General features: G+C 69.6%; 19 protein-coding genes. 7 read left to right on the top strand and 12 right to left on the bottom strand.

The features are described from left to right. Positions 1–26: 26 nt before the first annotated feature. Genes FGL94_RS05705 through FGL94_RS05695 form a run of 3 tightly spaced genes read right to left on the bottom strand, consistent with a single transcriptional unit; the run spans position 27 to position 3370 of the window. On the bottom strand, positions 27–812 hold the full coding sequence (locus FGL94_RS05705) for an ABC transporter permease subunit (protein ID WP_144921989.1): 786 nt from the start codon (positions 810–812) through the stop codon (positions 27–29). Continuing rightward, positions 805–1791 carry an ABC transporter ATP-binding protein gene (locus FGL94_RS05700; protein WP_144921987.1) on the bottom strand — a complete coding sequence of 329 codons (987 nt, stop codon included), beginning with the start codon at positions 1789–1791 and terminating at the stop codon, positions 805–807. The genes FGL94_RS05705 and FGL94_RS05700 overlap by 8 nt, the downstream gene beginning before the upstream one ends. After that, complete coding sequence (locus FGL94_RS05695; RefSeq protein WP_144921985.1) at positions 1781–3370, bottom strand: COG1361 S-layer family protein; 1590 nt, start codon at positions 3368–3370, stop codon at positions 1781–1783. Before FGL94_RS05695 ends, FGL94_RS05700 begins: the two co-directional genes overlap by 11 nt. Positions 3371–3560: 190 nt before the next feature. Between FGL94_RS05695 and FGL94_RS05690 the strand changes: the two genes are divergently transcribed. Beyond that, on the top strand, positions 3561–4658 hold the full coding sequence (locus tag FGL94_RS05690; RefSeq protein WP_144921983.1) for a pyridoxal-phosphate-dependent aminotransferase family protein: 1098 nt from the start codon (positions 3561–3563) through the stop codon (positions 4656–4658). Between the two features lie 242 nt (positions 4659–4900). Here the strand turns inward: FGL94_RS05690 and FGL94_RS05685 are convergent, their stop codons facing one another. The 8 genes from FGL94_RS05685 to tbsP form a co-directional block, all read right to left on the bottom strand. Then, positions 4901–6028, bottom strand: a complete 1128-nt coding sequence (locus tag FGL94_RS05685) for a putative sulfate/molybdate transporter (RefSeq protein ID WP_144921980.1) — start codon at positions 6026–6028, stop codon at positions 4901–4903. Positions 6029–6114: 86 nt separating this feature from the next. Beyond that, the gene (locus FGL94_RS18545; RefSeq protein WP_241659134.1) at positions 6115–6768 is read right to left on the bottom strand and encodes a hypothetical protein; all 654 of its coding nucleotides are present in this window, start codon (positions 6766–6768) and stop codon (positions 6115–6117) included. After that, positions 6765–7661 (bottom strand): hypothetical protein, encoded by an 897-nt coding sequence (locus FGL94_RS05675; RefSeq protein WP_144921977.1) that lies wholly within the window; start codon positions 7659–7661, stop codon positions 6765–6767. The genes FGL94_RS18545 and FGL94_RS05675 overlap by 4 nt, the downstream gene beginning before the upstream one ends. 112 nt (positions 7662–7773) lie before the next feature. Continuing rightward, positions 7774–8610: an RAD55 family ATPase gene (locus FGL94_RS05670; RefSeq protein WP_144921973.1), complete on the bottom strand. Its 837-nt coding sequence runs from the start codon at positions 8608–8610 to the stop codon at positions 7774–7776. Positions 8611–8635: 25 nt separating this feature from the next. Then, positions 8636–9673, bottom strand: coding sequence for a beta-ribofuranosylaminobenzene 5'-phosphate synthase family protein (locus tag FGL94_RS05665; RefSeq protein WP_144921970.1), 1038 nt, complete (start codon positions 9671–9673; stop codon positions 8636–8638). Between the two features lie 556 nt (positions 9674–10229). Further along, positions 10230–10568: a cupin domain-containing protein gene (locus FGL94_RS05660; protein ID WP_144921966.1), complete on the bottom strand. Its 339-nt coding sequence runs from the start codon at positions 10566–10568 to the stop codon at positions 10230–10232. Positions 10569–10645: 77 nt separating this feature from the next. Continuing rightward, positions 10646–12337 (bottom strand): YcaO-like family protein, encoded by a 1692-nt coding sequence (locus FGL94_RS05655; protein WP_144921963.1) that lies wholly within the window; start codon positions 12335–12337, stop codon positions 10646–10648. Positions 12338–12418: 81 nt separating this feature from the next. Further along, positions 12419–13234, bottom strand: a complete 816-nt coding sequence (gene tbsP / locus FGL94_RS05650) for a transcriptional regulator TbsP (protein ID WP_144921960.1) — start codon at positions 13232–13234, stop codon at positions 12419–12421. A gap of 189 nt (positions 13235–13423) precedes the next feature. On the opposite strand from tbsP, the gene glyA reads away from it, so the two are divergent. The 6 genes from glyA (at position 13424) to FGL94_RS05620 (ending at position 17556) form a co-directional block, all read left to right on the top strand. Further along, the gene (gene glyA / locus FGL94_RS05645; RefSeq protein ID WP_144921957.1) at positions 13424–14671 is read left to right on the top strand and encodes a serine hydroxymethyltransferase; all 1248 of its coding nucleotides are present in this window, start codon (positions 13424–13426) and stop codon (positions 14669–14671) included. Positions 14672–14766: 95 nt separating this feature from the next. Further along, entirely contained in the window at positions 14767–15177 is a 411-nt protein-coding gene (locus FGL94_RS05640) for a DUF3054 domain-containing protein (RefSeq protein ID WP_144921955.1), read from the top strand. A 245-nt stretch (positions 15178–15422) separates the two neighbouring features. Further along, positions 15423–15695, top strand: coding sequence for a hypothetical protein (locus tag FGL94_RS05635; RefSeq protein ID WP_144921952.1), 273 nt, complete (start codon positions 15423–15425; stop codon positions 15693–15695). A gap of 90 nt (positions 15696–15785) precedes the next feature. After that, complete coding sequence (locus FGL94_RS05630; protein WP_144921950.1) at positions 15786–16784, top strand: ornithine cyclodeaminase family protein; 999 nt, start codon at positions 15786–15788, stop codon at positions 16782–16784. 107 nt (positions 16785–16891) lie between these two features. Further along, entirely contained in the window at positions 16892–17311 is a 420-nt protein-coding gene (locus FGL94_RS05625) for a CBS domain-containing protein (protein ID WP_144921948.1), read from the top strand. A 2-nt stretch (positions 17312–17313) separates the two neighbouring features. After that, positions 17314–17556, top strand: a complete 243-nt coding sequence (locus FGL94_RS05620) for an amphi-Trp domain-containing protein (protein ID WP_144921945.1) — start codon at positions 17314–17316, stop codon at positions 17554–17556. A gap of 110 nt (positions 17557–17666) precedes the next feature. On the opposite strand, the gene FGL94_RS05615 is transcribed toward FGL94_RS05620, so the two are convergent. Beyond that, positions 17667–18734 carry an mRNA surveillance protein pelota gene (locus tag FGL94_RS05615; protein WP_144921943.1) on the bottom strand — a complete coding sequence of 356 codons (1068 nt, stop codon included), beginning with the start codon at positions 18732–18734 and terminating at the stop codon, positions 17667–17669. Positions 18735–18737 lie beyond the last annotated feature (3 nt).

The following is an 18737-nucleotide window of genomic DNA, read 5'->3' as shown; positions in this document are numbered from 1 at the left end:
CGCGAACACCCGCGTCTCGGGCGATATCACACGTCTCGACGCTCGAACAGGGCTTGTGAGAGGACGAGCAGGCCGACGAAGGCGACGATCAGGATGGCCGAATCGATCGGCTCAAACGAGCCGTCGATCAGGATCGGCGTCGGGTCGTAGTACTGCGTCGGGCTCAGGTACTGTATCCAGTCGTACGCGTCTGCGCCGCCGACGACCGACTCAACGAGATATAAGACGAAGACGGTGCCGACGGCTCCCCGTTCAGCGATCGCCGCGCGGTCGACAGCGACCGAGAACACGAGACCGATCCCCGCACAGACGAGGAGGTACGGGACCGACAGCAGATGTGCGAGGAACAGGTTGTCGACCGGGACCGACTCCCCGACGGCGACGACGAACAGGTAGATTATCGGGCCGCCGAAGGCGTTGACGGCGATCATCGGAACGAGCAGCGCGGCGAACTTCTCGACGAGCAGCCGGGACCGCATGACGGGAAGCGACAACAGCAGATCCATCCGTCCCGTCTCTATGTCCCCCGCGACGGTACCGCCAGCGACGTACGCGAAGTACAGTCCCAACCCGAGCAGCCAGACGAAGTTGAACACCTGCGCGCCGAGGAACCCTTCGATCGTCGACAGGCTCTCGATGCCGAACGCCTCCAGCATCGCCGGCGGCAGGTCCTCGAATACGTCCTCGTAGTCGACCCCCTCGAGCACCGTGAAGTACCAGACGATGAACCCCGCGTACGCCCCGACGCCGGCCGTGAGGACCGCGGCGCCGCGGATCCGTCGCCGCCCCTCGTACCGAGCGGTCTCAAGCATTCGAACTCCTCTCGGCGGCGTCGCCGGTGTCTTCGGTCCCGTCGGTCCCGTAATAGTGAGCGAACACGTCCTCGATCGGGGGCTCGCCGATCGCCACGTCGTGGATGTCGTGTGCCGAGAGTTCGCGGAGGAGCGCGTTGGCGTCTCCGGCGTAGATGAACTGGACACCGTCGGCGAACCGCTCCGTTCCGACGGCGCCGTCGAGAGCGGTTATCGCCGCCACCGCCGCGTTGTTCGCGTGAACGCGCACGCGCTTCCCGCTCCGATGGAGCAGCGCATCGACGTTCTCGAGCTCGACCAGGGAGCCGGCGCGGAGGATGCCGACACGGTCACAGACGCGCCGTACTTCGCTCAGCACGTGCGAGGAGAAGAACACGGTCGTCCCGCGGTCGCGCTCCTCCCGGACGAACTCGTTGAACCGCTCCTGTTTGAGCGGGTCGAGCCCGGCGGTGGGCTCGTCCATGATCACGAGGTCGGGGTCGTGCATGAACACCTGCACCAGTCCGAGCATCCGTGTGTTCCCGGTGGAGTACTCCCGTATCGGTCGATCGATCGGCGGCGTGAACAGCTCCAACAGCTCGTCTCGGCGGGTTTCGCCTTTCATCGCGCCGTGATAGTCGAGAACCGCCTCTCCGGTCATCGACTCGTCGAATCCGAGATGCGCCGGAAGGTACCCGATCCGGCGCTTGGCCGCGGTCAGCGCGGCCTCATCGCGGATGTCAGCGCCAAGAACCCTCGCCGTCCCCGAGGTGGGATGTAACATACCCAACAGCATCCGTATGGTCGTCGACTTCCCGGCACCGTTCGGGCCGAGGAAGCCGAACACCTCGCCTTCGTTCACGGCGAACGAGACGGAGTCGTTAGCCACCACGCTCCCGAACTCCTTCGTGAGATCCTCGACGACGACCGGGCGGTCGCCCGCTGCGTTCTCGGGCTGCACACCGATGTCGCTCGACGAATCGCCGGCATCACCGGACATAGAACCACCACGCTCCGGCGGCGACGAGGACCAAGAGAACGATCAACACGCCGAGCTCTGTGGAGACCCCGCCGCCGGACGCCTCGACGACCGAGACGGCGACCGTCGCGGTGCCGCCGGTGACTCGGACGCCCTCGGTGTCTGTGTGGGAAATCTCGACGGTCGCCGGGTAGCGGCTCACCGGCGCATCGCCGTCAACGGCGAGATCGAACGCGACTTGCCCCGTCTCACCGGACTCCAGCGCCGGGATCACCGTCGTCCGGAACTCGCTCTCCAGCGGCTGGTCGACGGCGAGACGCAGTTCGATGTCCCGAAGTTCGCTGTCGCGACGGTTCGTTACGTTGAGCCGCAACACGCCGTCCTCGCCGGCCGCGAACCGCGGCTCGACCGGGGATACCGTCACTCCGTCCCGACGCTCGGCGACGCGCACGCGGACCGCCTCGCGGGTCGTCCGCTCGGTGTCAGTGGCGCTCCGGTAACTGGTCGAGACGACCAGTTGCTGTGGGACCGAGTCGGCGTTCGCCGGCACTTCGCCGCGGAACCGGAACCCGGCGCTCTCGCCGGCGGCGATGTCACCGACGGCGTACCGCGGGCTCCGGGGAACGAACGCCCCCTCGCCGACCGCGAGAGCGACTCCTCGCACGTCGGCCGGGCCGTCGTTGCGAACCGTTCCGCGGAGGGTTCCGTTCTCGCCCACGCGGAGCGTCGAATCGTCGATCGAGACCGAGATCGACTGCTCGGCTCCGGGCCGTATCCCGACCGGGACCCCCTCGTGGGCGTCGCGGACGCCGTCGACATCGGTGTACCGTACGGTGCCGGTCAGGCCGAACGACTCCGCGGCCGCGTCCGAACGGACGCGTACCGGGAACCTGGCGGTCGCGTTCTCCCCGGGAGCGAGCCGGTCGATCCGGGCGGTGTTCCGTTCCGTCTCGCCGAGGGCGAGGTCGGGTCCGTTCGCGGCGAGTTCGACCGAGAGATCGCGCGCGGTCTCGCCGCCGACGTTGGTCACGTTCGCCACGAGCGTTCCGGAGCCGCCGACCTGCACGTCGGTGTCGACCGTCCGCATCGCGAATCGGGGGCCGTCGTCGACGGTCACCGAGATCGACTCGGTTCGCGTTCGCGATCGGTCCTGTACGACTCCGCTCCGCGGCGCCGAGAGGTGCGTGTACGAGTACTCGAGCCGTACGTCGAGCGAATACTCACCCGGCTCCGCGTCGGCCGGCACCGCGACCGAGATGGGCACCTCGCGGACTCCGCCGTCGACGATCGATCCGACAGCGGTCCGCTCCGTCTTAACGACGAGTGGCGAGTCGTCGTTTTGAACTTCGATCGCGACGCTCCGAGCCGTCGTGACGGACTCCCTCCGGAGGTCTGACCCCGCCTGTACGTCGCCGTCGTTCGCGATCTGCACCGTGAGGTCTGTCACCGTTCCCGGAGACACGGTCGAGTCGGGGACGTACACATCCAGTTCGGGCTCACCACGGACGAACGGCGGCTCCTCTTGCGCGACGGCGAGTCCGGCGACCGCCCCGACGAGCAGTACGCCCACCGTGAGGAGAGCGAGGATTCGCCGGGGCATTCACTCCTCCGAACTCCCGATCGTTTCGGACCCGTCAGCGGGCCGGACCGGCCGCGGGGGACAGCGATAACCGCGTGTCATGCTTCTAACTCTTCTGCCGGTCATATATACTTACCCGTGGGTGAGACAGCCCACCGCCACGGTGGGATCGGGACGGCGCTCTTATGCCGATGGGACCCGGTGACGGCGTATGCTCATGACGCCGGGACCCACCGCGGTCCCCGCTCCCGTCCGCGACGCGATGAGCCGCGATCTGATAAATCCCGACGTCGACCCCGAGTTCCACCGGATCTACGATCGACTGACCGATCGGCTGGCGACGGTGTACGAGGTCGATCCGGACGGCGCCACCCGAGACGGCTCCGCGTCGCCGACACGCGACGTCGTCGTCCCCGGCGGCGAGGGGATCCTCGGGCTGGAGGCCGCGATCGCCTCGCTGGTCGGGTCCGGGACTGAGGTGCTGTGCCTCTCGAACGGGCTCTACGGCGACGGCTTCGCCGACTTCGTCGCGGACTACGGCGGCGAGGCGACGCTGGTCTCGGCCGACTACGACGACCCCCTTCCGTTAGGTGAGCTCGAATCGGTCCTCAGCGACGACGACCGCGAGTTCGACCTCGCGACGATGGTCCACTGCGAGACGCCGACGGGGACGCTCAACGATCTCGGTCCCGCGCTCGACCTCTTGGAGGCGGCGGACGGAGAGATCCTCACCGTCGTCGACGCCGTCTCGTCGCTCGGGGGCGTTCGGGTGCCGACCGACCGGATCGACGTGTGTCTGGGGGCTTCACAGAAGTGCTTCAGCGCGCCGCCGGGGCTCACCACCGCCGCGATCAGCGACCGCGCGTGGGCGGCGATGGCGGAGCGGGACCCGCACTCGCTGTACACGAACTTCCTCCCGTGGCGCGACACGTCCGAGGGGTTCCCGTACACCCACCTCACGACCGAAGTCGTCGCGCTCGACGCGGCGCTGGGGCTGTGGCTCGACGAGGGGCTCGACGCGGTCCGGGAGCGACACCGGACCGCGGCGGCGCGGTGTCGCGAGCGCGGCGCGGAGCTGGGGCTGGAGCCGTATCCCGACCCGGAGCGAAGTTCACCGACGGTGACGGCCTTCGAGGTTCCCGGGCGGGCCGAGGAGCTGCAGACCCGGCTCCGCGAGGAGCGCGACGTGCTCCTCGCGACCGGGTTGGCGGGGCTGGCCGACGACGTCCTCCGGATCGGGCATATGGGGCACAACGCGCGGGTCGACCGGGTGGACGAGGCGATGGACGCGCTGGAGGACGTTTTATAAGGAGTCGGTAGATCGATCGCGGGTCAATCCGGCTTTGGCGAGTTTGTGCGTTATAAGTGGTTGATCGTGTCGGATCGACGGTTGACATCTCCAAAGCCCCACCCGACCGCACAGCACGGCAACCTCGCGCCTCCCCAGCCTCGTCGGTCGCCCTCCGCGTTGCTCCGGGCGACCGACTCCCTCGCGCCGTCGGCTCGCGGCCCTGCGGGCCGCTCTCCGGGACGCGCCACCGCACCGATCGTTTATAAGTGATCGGCGCCCTCGTCCCCGCCCCCTCCCACTCGCTCCCACGCGAGGTGCGCGACGATTCCGAGCAGGAACGCGACGCCGAGGTTCGTCGCCAGCGCGACGAGCCCGATGGCGACCGAGAGCGCGACGTTCTCGGAGTCGACGGCGTTGCGCGCGAGCGAGACGGCGACGATCGCGAGCAGCGCGCCGAGCATCGCCACCGGGAACGCGTCGAGCAGCGCGGGGGTCGCGAAGGGGACCGCGACGAGGTAGCCGACGCCGAGGACGACGTTCGCGCCGCCGGTCCGCGCGCCGAACGCGTGCTTGCCGGCGACGCCGTCGCAGCCGTGACACATCGGGATCCCGCCGAGCGGCACCGCGATCAGGTTCGTCGTGCCCATGCTCGCCGACAACTCGTCCGGCGTGACCTCGGCGTCGAACAGGTCGGCGAAGAGGAGGGAGGTCGCCAGCGCGGCGTTGCCGATCGTCATCGCGAGCTGCGCCGCGATCCCGTCGGCCGTGCTCCGGGTGACCGCCCCGGAGAGCGCCTGCAGGGACAGGACCGGCGGCTCTCCGGGCCACTGCGGCGCCGGGATCCCGGCGGTGACGAGGGCGATCAGGATTCCGACGACCGCGACCGCGAGGGCGCTCGCCTTCCCGTGGCCGGCGAGCGCGGCCGTCGCGGCGATCGCCACTCCCGCGGCCGCGAGTATCGGGTCGCCGAGCGCGAGTTCGCCCCCGGTTTCGAGGAGAACCAGCCCGACCGCGAACTGCACCCCGCGGATCACCGGCTCGCCGATCCAGCGCTCGACCCGCGCGAGCGTCCCCGTGAGCCCGATCGCGAGGAGGAGGACGCCGAGGACGAGCCCGGCGAGCACGAGCTCCGCGTACGTCAGCGCGCCGGCGATCGCCAGCGCCGCGAGCGCCTTCATCGGCTCGACCGACACCGGAAGCCCGTACCGGACCCCCCAGACGATCTGGAAGACCCCGAACCCGACGAGCGCGTGCGGGAGCGAGACGTCGGTCAGCAGCGCGAGCGCGACGACCAGCGGGATCACCGTAATCGAATCCCCTATCGCCCCGGTGAGGGCTCCCGAGCCGAACGCGACTCCCCTCTCGTCTAACCGTCGAACTATTCCCACGACGAGGCGCCCTCGGGACCCGACCCCCTTGAGGGTGTTCAGAAACCGTCAGCGATCGCGCTTGACCCCGATATAACCGTTCCCGGTTACTTCTCTCGAGTCGCGTCGAACGTCGGATCGTCGTCGTCGACCATCGGGCAGTTCCGGACCCGGAACTCGTCGAACCCGACGGCCTCGAGGATGGTCGTCCCCTCGTGGCCGCAGGCGACCTCCGGCGGCGCCGAGAAGTGCGGGCACTGCTGGCAGTACGTCCGCTTCGAGATCACGCGCTCGCGGCCGGCGTCTGCGAAGTCTCCCCCGAGGCCGGCTCCCGTCGCGTCCGTCCCCGAGGTCGCGTCGCCGAACTCGCCGACCGGTCCGAGCCCGCCAGCCGCGTCCTCGTCGAGCGACTCCCAGACGTCCTCCTCCGCGACCTCGCCGACGTCCATTCGCTCGAACGCCTCGTCGAGGTCCGCGTCTGACTCGCCGGTCGCCGGGCCGAGTTCGTCGAAGGGGTCGTCGGCCTCTCCTCGATCTGAGACCCCGACGGAGCGGGGGTCAGACGCGTCGTCGACGCCCGTTTCGACGCGATCCCCGGTCTCCGTCTTCGCCTCGGTAAAAAGCGGGTCCTCGGAGCCGGGGGTTTCCGCATCGGCGTCGCCGCCGGGCGGGTTCCCCTCGGGCCCCTCCTCGTCCAACCGAGCGAAGGGGTCGTCGATCTCGTCGGTGTCGTCGGCTTGACCCGGCCCCTCGTCGGTCACGTTTCACCGCCTCCGTCGTCCCGGCGGGTACTCACGCTACTTTCGTCCTCGGTGTCCGCCCCGCGGTCCGCCGTGCCCGCGGAGCCGGGCGGGGATCCGCTCACGTCGCCGTCGAGCGCCGGCCGGTCCTCGACGACCAGCCGCGAGGTGCCGAGGAAGCCCGGATTCGGTTCGAGCTCTCCGAACTGTCGGCCGCAGTGAGGGCACTCCGGCGCGGTCAACAGCCCGAGTTCGACGGTCCCGGCGCAGTTCGTACACTCGGCTTTCCGGACACCCTCGCGGTTCGCGGCGGCGGTCAGCGCGTCGAGGCGCTCGCGCTCGGCCCGGTCGCGCTCGGCCGCCTCCAGCCGCCGGCGGACCCTGACGACCGCGCTCGCGACCCGCGAGAGCTTCTCTTCGATCTCGTCGAGGTCGTCGACGCGAGAGCCAAGCGCGTCGAGGTCGTCGATTCGAGACTCGACGCGAGCGAGCCGGTCGTCGAGGGCGTCGACCGTCTCGTCGACCGCCTCGCCGACGGTCGCCGTCGCGGCCGCCTCGGCCTCCAGTTCGTCGAGACGCCCGGCGACCGCGTCGAGGTCGGCCGCGATCGCGTCCAGCCGCTCCCCCGTCTCCTCGTGGGTGTGGTCGGCGGGCGCCTTCGACTCCAGATCGCGGTACAGCTCCACGAAGCGCTCCCGGAGGTCCTCGACCTTCTCGTCGACCTCGGCGTCGAGGTCGTCCAGCCGCGACTCGATCGCCGCCACCTCTTCCGCGTCCGGGACGTCGACTCCCTCGGACTCCGCGAGCGCGACGATGGCGCGCTTCAGCAGCTCCTCGCGACCGACGTCGACCTCGTCGGCGGCGGCCGCCGCGGCGGCGCTGTCGCCGCGGTCGGTCGGATCGAGGTCGCTCATCGCGGGCCCTCCGTCATCTACGACTCCCTTTCGGGAGCAGACTTAAGTAATCTGTCGCGTCGTTCTCCGGATCGATACTCGGAGGGGTTCCCCCGTTCACTCTCGGGGCCGCTCACCGGATCTTGCGCACGTCGCTGATGTCGAACCCTCCCTCGTGGATCTCGGTCTCGAAGCGGACGATGTTCTCGGACTCCAGCCGGGAGAGCACGCCGCGGAACTCGCGGACGAACATCGTTCTGGCTCGCTGGGAGCCCCCGCTCTCCCACGTGAACTGCAGGGTGCCGCCCGCGGCGTCCATCAGCGCGCCGAGCTCTCTATCGGTGATCGAGTCGGTGTTCACCAGCACGAGGATGAGCCCGCCCCACTCGTAGGCCGCCTTCTTGAGCCCCTTCATCACCATCGCCACGTCGCTCCACTCGGTGTCCTCGTCGACCATCGAGACGAGGTCGGTCACGGAGTCGATACAGACGAGGCTGTCGTCGGCGTGCGCCGACAGGTAGTCGCCGAACGCGGTGAGCACGTCCTCGTACTCGCCGCGGTCGCCGAGTTCCGTGATCGACGCCGTCTCGTCCTCGTACCAGTCGCGCGGGATCGGGCTGAGCTGGAAGTACTCGGCCGAGAGGTCCCGGAACTCGATCCCGTCGATCGCGGCGTCGACGATCTCGTCCGCCATCGTGTACCCCATCTCCCGGGTGAGCGCGTCGGTGTCGGCGGTAAAGGAAATGTAGTGAACCTCCTCGGGAAGCGCCGCGTCGTCGGGGAGGTCGCCGTAGTAGAGGTCGAACAGCTCCGCGTCGGCGCGCCCGAGGGCGTTCATCGCCGCGCTGGTGTACAGGAACTCGCGCGCGCCGGCGCCGGACTCGCCCGCGAGCAACACGACGTTCCCCGGCGGCGCCCCGCCCTCGAGGATCGAGTCGAGTCGGGCGACGCCGAACGGAAGACTCGGCATATGCCGTATGGGAACGCCGCTCCGCTTAGTGTTGTTGCTCGCCTATCGCCTCCTGTCGCCCTCGCTCCCGCCCCGTCACCCGCGCCCCGCCCTCGGCCGCCTCGACGACCGAGACCGACCCGTCCACCCCCGCCTCGTCGAGGGCGCGCTCGCCCGCCGTCGCGGCCGCGCTCGCGTTGGCGGCATTCGTGACCCCGTACACGGTCGGCCCCCACGACGACTGCCCGGCGCCGAACACGGCCGCGGCGTCCGACAGCGACGCCACCACGTCGCCGACCGGCGGGCGGTAGACGCCGCCCTGCTCGTCGGCGTACCACGCGCCGTTGAGCCGGCCGATCTCCGCGACCGCGGCGCCGAAGCGCTCGGCGTTCCCCGTCGCGATCGCGGGGAGCACGCGCCGGGTGACGATCCCCCCGATCCGGTCCGCGAGCCCGGGCTCCGCGCGCTCGACCGCGGTCCGCATCGCGTCGTCCTCGTCGTCGCCGTTCCGGCCCGGATCGGCGTCCGGGCGGACGAGCAGGAACCGCCAGTCGTCGGGGACGGCGTGGCGGGCGGCCACCGGCGGAACGGTCCACTCGCCGTCGGCGGGGCGGTCGGTGGTGAACCGCGCGGTGGGATGGCCGGCGTCGAGCACGAACCCGCCCGCCTCGAAGGTCGCGACGCCGACGCCGGAGCGCCCGCCGCGACCGAGCGCCGGAGCGTGTTTGCGGACATGGGGTTCCTTCCCGTGGGCGGCCGCCACCGCCGCGAGCGTCGCGGCGGCCAGCTGGGTGCCGCTCCCGAGGCCGGCGTGGCGCGGGAGGGTCTCGCGGACCGCGATCCGGGCGCCGTCGACGCCGAGGAGGTCGACGGCGGTGGTCGCGTACTCGCGGGCGTCGTCGCGGACGGCTGGATCGGTGGTCGGCGGATCGACCGCCGCGGAGACCGACTCGGCGGGTTCCGCGTCGACGACCACCCGCGGCTCCGCGAGCCCGAGCCCGAGGGCGCCGTACAGCCGCTCGTGCGAGAGGCTGAGGTTACAGAAGCCGAAGTGGAGCCGCGCCCCGGCGCTCGCGCGTGCCATGGTTGCTTCGGGGTTCGGGGCGGACTGATAAAGGGTGCGTGACTGTGGCGGGGATTGCCCCTGTATGTGGATCGTGGACTGGGCTGTTTCGATCAGTATGTCCATTATAAACGGTCGCTTGCGGACCGGCGGTTAACTCCTCCAAAGCCCAGCCGCTCGTTTATAAGCCGTTGACTGTCGATCGACGGTGAACACCGCCAAAGCCCCAGCCGCGAGGGCTCGGGGCCTTGCTGCGCTCCTCGCTCGCGTTGCTCGCTGCGGTGCTTACTGCGGCCACCGTCGCCCTCGCGGCAGCGAGGCGTGAAGCGCCTCTGTCAGCCGGCGCGTAGCGCCGGCGACTGCCCCTTTGAGTCCCGCCCCGCACCGCTCCGCAACCGCACCTCACACCTCCCCAACCTCGCGGCTCGCGCTCTGCGAGCGCTCGCCGCGTCCCTCGCGCGTGCTGCTCGGCCGCGAGGCGGCCTCGCAGGCACGCGCCACCGCATACGACTTATAAATAATCACGTCGTTGCTCGGCTTGCCTATTCGCCGTCGAAACCGGGCTTCCGCGTCGGGGTCACTCCTGCCAGTCCGGATTCGTTCGCGGCGGCGAGAAGATGTCGTAGCCGACGACTCGCTCGTCGGTGTCGTTGCGCGCCGCGTGCGGTTCGTCGCCCGGGATCACGTACGTGTCGCCCGCCTCGGCGACGCGCTCCTCGCCGTCGACGACGAAGGTGATCGCCCCTTCGGTGATCGCGCCGACCTGCTCGTGGGGGTGGTCGTGTTCGGGGACCTCGGCGCCGGGCTCGATGACGAACCGCTGGATGCTCGTCTCGTCGCCGGCGGCGCCCTGCGTGAGGAACACGCCGTCGATCGCCTCGACCGCCTCGACGTCCGCGTTTTGGAGTACGTCCATGGCGGACTCCGGACTGCGATCGGCTTAAACCGGGGTGATCGACGGCACACCGAGCGCGAGGAGGGCCTCCGATCGACTCAGGGGAACGGGTGATACGCCTTCTCAAGCTCGGGCTCGAACCCCATCGACCGGGGCACGTCGCGAGCGCGGTCGCCGAAGAACGGGTCGCCGGTGAACAGCGGCTGCGCGCCGGGGACCAACACGCGGACCGCCTCGAACCCGAGCGCGGCGAGGTCCCGGGTCGTCGTCCGCGCGACGTACGGCTCCAGCCCGACCGTCTCGACGCGGTCGACGACGGCGGCCAGCTCGTCGGCGCCCGCGAGGTCGGGCTCCCCGAGCGACTCGGCGGGGACGCTCGCGTCCGGGTCGAAGAACGCCCGCGTCGCCTCCGGGAAGTCGGCGTGGCGGCCGACCGCCGCCCCCTCCTCGGCGGCCGCGTCGGGTCCCATCGAGCGGAGTTCGGTCCAGTTCTGTAGCGCCTCCGCGAGCGCGCTCCGGGCCGCGGCGACGGGGTCGAGGTCGGCGCCGGAGCCCGCCGCGAAGCGGGGCCAGTCGCCCTCGCGGTGGACGCCGACCGCGACCACGGGCACGTCGACGTCGGTCGTGACGAGGAGGGACGTCACCGACAGCGACTCGGCGCGGGCGCGCTTCTCCAGCTCCGCGAACCCGGGGTCGTCGATCTCGATCCCGAGCGGGTCGGCCGTCGAGTACCAGCTCGTCATCGTCGCGTCGCGCTCGATGGCCTCGTAAAGCCCAGACAGCGCCGCGTGCGGCCCGGAGTTACCGAGCCCGAGCCCGGTCGTGATCGCGGGCCGATACCGCTTTTCCGGCGGCGGGAAGTGGACGAACTCCGCCGGCAGGCTCGCGACCTCCCCGCTGCCGAGGCGCTCGCCGGTCACCCACGGGAGCCTGTCGTCGCGGGCGTACGGCTCCGCGCTCTCGGGGCGGACGAACGCGTCGGGCGACACCGGGTTCGGAACGTTCGCGGCCGGCGCGCGCGTGAACGACGCCTCGCGGTAGATCCCGGCGGCGTACCGCTCTAACCCCTCGCCGAGCGCCTTCATGAACGCGGCGTCCCAGCCGGCGGCGACCCCGCCGCCGAACTCGGCCGCCCGCGCGTCGGAGAAGGGCGTCGTGTCGGCGACCCGCGCGACGTAGTACGGGACGGGGAACGACTCCTGCTCGCCCACCTCGGAGAGGGGGCCGATCCGGGGATCGACCGCCCGCTCCGCGCGGTCGACAGCGTCCGACAGCGACCGCTCTTCGCCCTCGCGGGGCAGCGCGTCGCCCGGATCGGCGCCGCAGTCGCAGCCGGGAACCGGGAGGAGGGTCCGCTCGGCGCCCGGCACCTCCGCGACCGTGTCGGCGACCGGGTCGCCGGCGAGCAGCCGAATGACGCGTCGTCCGGCGACCGCGCCGGCGTAGCGCACGGCGGACCGGCGGCCGGCCGGCGCGTCGGCCGCCTCGGCCCCGCCGCTCGCGACGCGTCGCCGGAGGCAGTCGTAACAGGTCTCGTCGAAGGCGGTCACCGCGGCGTCGACCGACTCCAGGGGAACGCCGCCGATCCCGCCGACCTCGATCGCGACCCAGCGGTCCAGGAGCTCGTTGGCGGCCGCGAACGTCTCCGAGCCGGCGGTGTCGACCACGACCGCGAGGTCGAACCCGTCGAGCAGCCCCGCCTCGACGGGCATCACGTTCACGTCGACGTCGCCGAGCGCGGCCGAGACGGCCTCGACCGCGGGGCCGTCGCCGACAAGTCCGATGTCCATGTCATCCCCAAGGCGAAGGGGCGAAAAAAAGCCGCGGGTGACGGTGTCGAAACGGAAGGCGTCTGACTCTCGTCTTTCGGGTTACGCCAGCATCGCCGCGACTTCGTCGGCGAGCTCGTCGGCCTCGAGGCCCCGGAGGTGTTCGTTGCCGAGCTTGAGCCGGAGGCGGGGGCGACCGACGTCGATCGGGACCTTCTCCGTGTCGATGATCCCGAGGTCTTCGAGCCGGGTCTTCGTGCGGGAGAACGTCGCCTTCGAGGCGATCCCCACGTCCTCGCCCCACTTCGAGATGTCGTAGAGGAGCACGTCGTTCTTCGCGGCGACGATCAGGGAGACGGTCACCTCGTCGAGCCCGTCGTCGTCGCCGCGGGCGGAGTCCATCGCGGCGAGCACGGCGTCGAAGTCCTCGCGGGTCGCCTCACCGATCTCGGCCGCCATCGTCTCCCGAACCCGGCTGATCGCGGGAGTGCGGAGACCGTACGTCTCGGCGTCTTCGAAGGCGTCGCTGTGGGTTTCGAACACCTCGTCAACGAACTCGTCGTCGCTCGAGGCGAGCGCGGCGACCTGGTCGTCGGTGCTCACGAGTACGACGACCTGCGAGGCGGAGACGAACAGCGCGTTGTCGACCGCCTCGTCGAGCACCCGGAGGTCGAGCGCGCCGTCAGCGACGAGGTCGGCCGCCTTCGACGCGACGAGGAAGTCCTCCATCACGCCCTTCAGCGTCTGATTGTCGACGAGCATCGACATCTCCGGCAGGTCGTCGCGACCGATCGCCGCCTCGACAAGCGACACGATCGTCTCGGCGGAGGGATCGACGACGAACAGCTCTTCGTCGTCCCCCGCGAACGCCTCATCGAGGACGTTTTCGACGTCTGCCTCCAGTAAATTCGACACCATATATCTCTCCGGATAAAAGTCAGTTGCATATTTAATATTAACGGGTTGGAGGGAGTGAACAACGTGGATTCAGCCGTCGAAACCCCCGAAAATGGCAAATTCGATGTTTCGCCGATTGGTCCCCGAGCGAGGCGTCGAGGCCACCGACGTGACGCAAGGATTAATGCGCGATCGGACGGGGGTTCCTACATGGACCACGAGCACGTCCGGGAGGTCGATCCCGCGGTCGCCGACGCGCTGGCCGGGGAGCGCGACAGGCAGGAGCAGACGCTCGCGATGATCGCCAGCGAGAACCACGTCAGTGAGGCGGTGATGGAGGCGCAGGGGAGCGTCCTCACGAACAAGTACGCCGAGGGCTATCCAGGCGGGCGGTACTACGCCGGCTGCGAGTACGCCGACGACGTCGAGGAGCTCGCGATCGAACGCGCGAAGGAGCTGTGGGGCGCCGACCACGTCAACGTCCAGCCTCACTCCGGGACGCAGGCGAACCAGGCCGTCTACTACGCCATGCTCGACCCCGGCGACAAGATCCTCTCGCTGGACCTGAACCACGGCGGTCACCTCTCGCACGGCCACCCCGCGAACTTCACCGGGCAGATCTACGAGGTCGAGCAGTACGAGGTCGACGCCGACACCGGCTACATCGACTACGAGGGGCTCCGTGAGACCGCCGAGGAGTTCGAGCCGGACATCGTCGTCTCCGGCTACTCCGCGTACCCGCGCACGGTCGACTGGGAGGAGATCCAGGCGGCCGCCGACGCCGTCGACGCCTACCACCTCGCCGATATCGCCCATATCACCGGTCTCGTCGCCGCCGGCGTCCACCCCTCGCCGGTCGGCGTCGCCGACTTCGTCACCGGCTCGACGCACAAGACGATCCGCGCCGGCCGCGGCGGGATCGTGATGTGCGACGAGCGGTTCGCCGACGACATCGACAAGGCGGTGTTCCCCGGCGGACAGGGCGGTCCCCTCATGCACAACATCGCCGGCAAGGCCGTCGGGTTCAAGGAGGCCCTCGACCCCTCGTTCGACGAGTACGCGCAGAACGTGGTCGACAACGCCGACGTGCTCGCCGAGACGCTGCAGGACCACGGGTTCACTCTCGTCTCCGGCGGCACCGACAACCATCTCGTCCTGGTCGACCTCCGCGACTCGCACCCGGACCTGCCGGGCGGCGACGCCGCGGACGCGCTCGCGGCCGCGAACATCGTCCTCAACGGGAACACGGTCCCCGGCGAGACCCGATCGCCGTTCAACCCCTCGGGTATTCGCGTCGGCACCGCCGGAGTCACCACCCGCGGCTTCGACGCGGACGCGATCAGGGAGGTCGGCGACCTCATCCACCGCGTCGTCGACAACGTCGACAGCGACGACGTGATCTACGAGGTCGGCGAGCGCGTCGTCGAGCTGTGCGACGAGTACCCGCTGTACGAGTAGCCCGGTACCAATCGGCGGCGTCGCGGGCGGCGGCCCCGCTCGACCGCCGGACCGAATCCGTACGTACAAAGTAGGGGGGGCCCCGACGGGTCGACATGGCTGACTCGTCGTTCCTCGAAACGCGCCTCGACCGCGACGCCGCTCCCCTCGCGGTCGGCGACCTGATCGCGCTGATCGTCCTGTTGACGATCGGCGCGCTCAACCACAGCACCGTCGAGTTCCTGTCCGCGAACCCCCTCTACCTGCTCGAAGTGTACGCTCCCTTCCTGATCGGGTGGCTCCTCGTCGCGCCCCTGATCGGCGCCTACTCGGCCGGCGCCGTCGAGACCGCGAAGTCGTCGGTCCCGCTCGTGATTCGGTCGTGGATCCCGGCGGCGATCGTCGGGCTGGCGCTCCGAGAGTTCGTCTTCCGCGGGAGCGCCGCGCTCACATTCGCGGCCGTCATGCTCGTCCTCGGATCGGTCGCGCTCGGCGGCTGGCGCGCGCTGTACTTCCGGTTCCGGTAGGCGGTCGCGGTCGAGTTCTGAGGCGGTCGCGTCGACGTCTCGACCCCGCGTTCACGGTTTCGAACTCGCTTTTCGGACCCACTCCGATCGCGATCTGCGACCGATTATCGCCGTCACGTCATCACCTACCGCCTCGATGAATACGTCGTCATAACTTATGAGATCGTTCTGCGTGATCACTCGAGGTGTCACGTCGAACCCTGAGAAAGATTTAATAGCGATTTTGCAGTAGTGTTAATCGGATCATGACTGGGTACTACGACTACGTTCTCGGGCTCATCCCGGCAGCGTTGATCGGTGTGACCGCCTTCTTGAACCTGATCGGGCTGTCGTTGACGGCGGCACTTCCCGGGGGCGCGCTCGCCGCGGGGATCATCATGGCCCACGCGGTGTTCGTTAAGGCCCCAGTCACGGACGAGGCGCGCGTCCGGAACGACCGCGCCGCGGGGCGCTCTGCCGATCGATCGCGGGCGGGTCGGTCGGGGGTCGGTCGGTCGCGGACCGGCGGCGCCGACTGACGGGACCGTCTCGCCGCACGGATCGCGAATCGCCGATCGGCCGTTCCGGTTCCCTGTACGGTTTAGTCCCCCGCGCCCGACCGGACCGGTATGACCGACGCCCTGTTCCTGACGAGCGCCGAGGTCGACGACCTCGCCGAACCGGCCGACTACGTCGCGGTCGTCCGCGACGCCTACCGCCAGATCGGCGAGGGCGCGCCCGCGGAGCCGCGGACGAAACTGCTCAACTCCGAGCCGCCCGGCATGCTCACGACCTACGCCGCGGTGCTCCCCGAGACGGGAGCGATGGGGGGATACACCTACTCCGCGGGGTTCGGCGCCGAGGACGCGTGGTTCATGACGCCGCTGTTCGACGCCGAGTCGGGCGAGCCGCTCGCGCTGCTCGACGGCGCGTCGATGAACCCGTTTAAAACGGGTGCCGCGGGCGCGACCGCCGTGGACGCGCTCGCTCGCACGGACGCGACCGAGATCGCCGTGATCGGGAGCGGCGCGCAGGCCAGCGGCCAGCTCGCGACGACCGCGACCGTCCGCGAGTTCGAGGCGGTCCGCGTCTTCTCCCCGACCGCGGAGAACCGCGACGAGTTCGCAGAGGCGTTCGACGAGCGACTCGACGCCGACGTGTCGGCGGTCGAGAGCGCGAGCGACGCCCTCGCCGGCGCCGACGTGGTCGTCACCGCGACCACCGCGAGCGACCCCGTGATCGACGACGGCGACGTGGAGCCCGGCACGCACGTCACCGCGATGGGGCAGTACCACCCGGAGAAGAACGAGCTCCCGCCCGAGCTGGTCGCGCGGGCGACCTACGTCCCCGACCTCCGAGCGCGAGCGACGCAGGACGCCGGGTCGTTCCTCGCGGCGATCGAGGCCGGGCTGGTCGACGGGGGTCACGTCGCCGCCGATCTCGGCGAGGTCGTCGCCGGGGAGCACCCGGGCCGGACGAGCGACGACGAGGTGACCGTGTTCGATTCGGGCGGGACCGGGATCGAGACGGTCGCGGCCGCGAACATGCTCTATGAACGGGCGAGCGAGAAGGGACGGGGCCGGACGATCGACTTCGCGCCCGCGAGCGAGGCGCTGACCGGGGAGTGACCTTCACCGGCAGACGGTCCGTCGAAGCTGATACTATTCTAAGATGTTAAGAATCGTGATGAATTTGAAGTCGGCGGTCCGCGAACTTGCTCACGGAGGGAGTTCCAATGCCTGTCAAAGACCTCGCACGAAGCGACACCGTCACCGCCGATCCCGAAACACCCGTGGCCGAGCTCGCGGCGACCATGGACGAGGAGAACGTCGGAAGCGTTCTGATCACGACCGACGGGACGCCCGTCGGGATAGTCACGGATAGGGATCTGACCGTTCGCGTCCTCGGAGCGGAAGCTGACCCGGCCACTCGGACGGCCGAAGACGTGATGACCGACGATCTCTGTACGATCGAGTCCAACGCGGGATTCTACGAGGCGACCAGCCTGATGGCTGAACACGGCGTCCGGCGGCTGCCCGTCTGTGAGGGCGAGACGCTCGTCGGAATCATTACCGCCGATGACCTGACGGAACTGCTGGCCGACGAACAGCAACAGCTCGGAGACGTCATCCGGGCTCAGCGACCCGAATACTGACGATGACTGAGGAACAACTTTTCAAAACTGAAGAACGAGCGACGAGAACGGAAATCGCCGCCGCGTTACGCGATGCCGCCGACCAGATCGAAACCGGGGAGGTCCAGTTAGTGAGTGATACCGCGGATCAGGCCGTCACCCTCCCGGAAACCCCCCGATTCGAAGTCGAGCTCGAACGCCTCACGGACTCGGAAACCGGGGACCGACGGTACGAGCTCGAGTACGAGGTCAGGTGGACGAAGTAGTCTCTCCGGTGTCCGATCTTCTCTCCCTGCGTCTCTTCACCGGACTCTCGGCGGAGCCGTTCGAGCCGACCCTCACGGACCGACCGGACCGAGCAGAACTGCCCGGCCGCCTACTGCAGCCGATAGCGCAGGATCGCGGCGATCCCGCCGAGGTTGGAGAGCTGCTGGCCGGGATCGAACTCCGAGGAGAAGACGACCACGTCGCCGCCCTGCTGTTCGACCGACTCGATCACCTCGTTGACGTCGATCTCCCAGTCGCCCTCGTTCTGCCGCTCCTGCCGGAGTCGCTCGTCGACCACGAGGAGGGTCTCGATCGCGCCGAACTCGGCCGCCTCGGCCACGTCCTCGGGGCCGTACGTCGCCTTCGCGCCCTGCGCGATCTCGGCGGTGAGGTCGTCGATGAGCGTCGCCTCCTTGGAGATCCGGGTCTCCTTCTGCACCTCGTCGACCGCGCCGCGCTTGAGTACCTCGTGGACGCCCCGGTCGCCCGCCGCCGAGGTGTCGACCGTGGTGATCTGATCGGCCAGATCGCGGTGTTCCTCCTCGATGTAGTCGAGGGCGTCCTGCTTCGTGAACCCCGGGCCAGCGAGGATCACGGCGTCGGCGTCGAGGTGCGCGAGCGCCTCGCCGAGCTCGGCGAACAGCTCCTCGCGCGGCCGGGAGAAGTCGCCCTTCCCGGTCGGCTTGGTAAAGGAGGCGTACTCCTCCGTGCCGTACTGCTGGACGGTGTGGACGTAGGCGGCCCCCTCCTCGACGGTCGCGATGGCCACGTCGGGGTTCTCTGCGGCCTCGGTCGCCTCCTCTAACCGCTCGGTCTGGTCCGGCTTGAAGTGCTTCTCCACCGTGATCTCGTCGTGCTCCTCGACGTTGAGCGTGTGGTGGGCGTTGAGCTGGTCCTCCCGCGAGCAGCCGACGATCACGCCCGAGACGCGGAGCCGGTTGGCGAACCGGGCGAACTCCACGTCGTCGACCTCCAGCGTGACGAACAGGTGTTCGCGCTGGCCGCCGGTGTCCCGCATCTGGTCGTCGTTCCGCTGGATCCGACGGGTGGTGTCGCCCTCGACGAGGTCCCCCGGTTCGAGGACGTGCGCGAGGTGCCAGAGGTCGTCGACGTTCTCGGGGACGAGGGTGAGCCGCTCTCGGCCCTCCTCGCCGTAGCCCCGTTCGGAGATGCGCATATC

Source organism: Halorubrum salsamenti (assembly GCF_007671685.1).
Lineage (GTDB): Archaea > Halobacteriota > Halobacteria > Halobacteriales > Haloferacaceae > Halorubrum > Halorubrum salsamenti.
The sequence above is the reverse complement of the archived record's forward strand: the minus strand, read 5'-3'. Positions and strand labels throughout refer to the sequence as shown.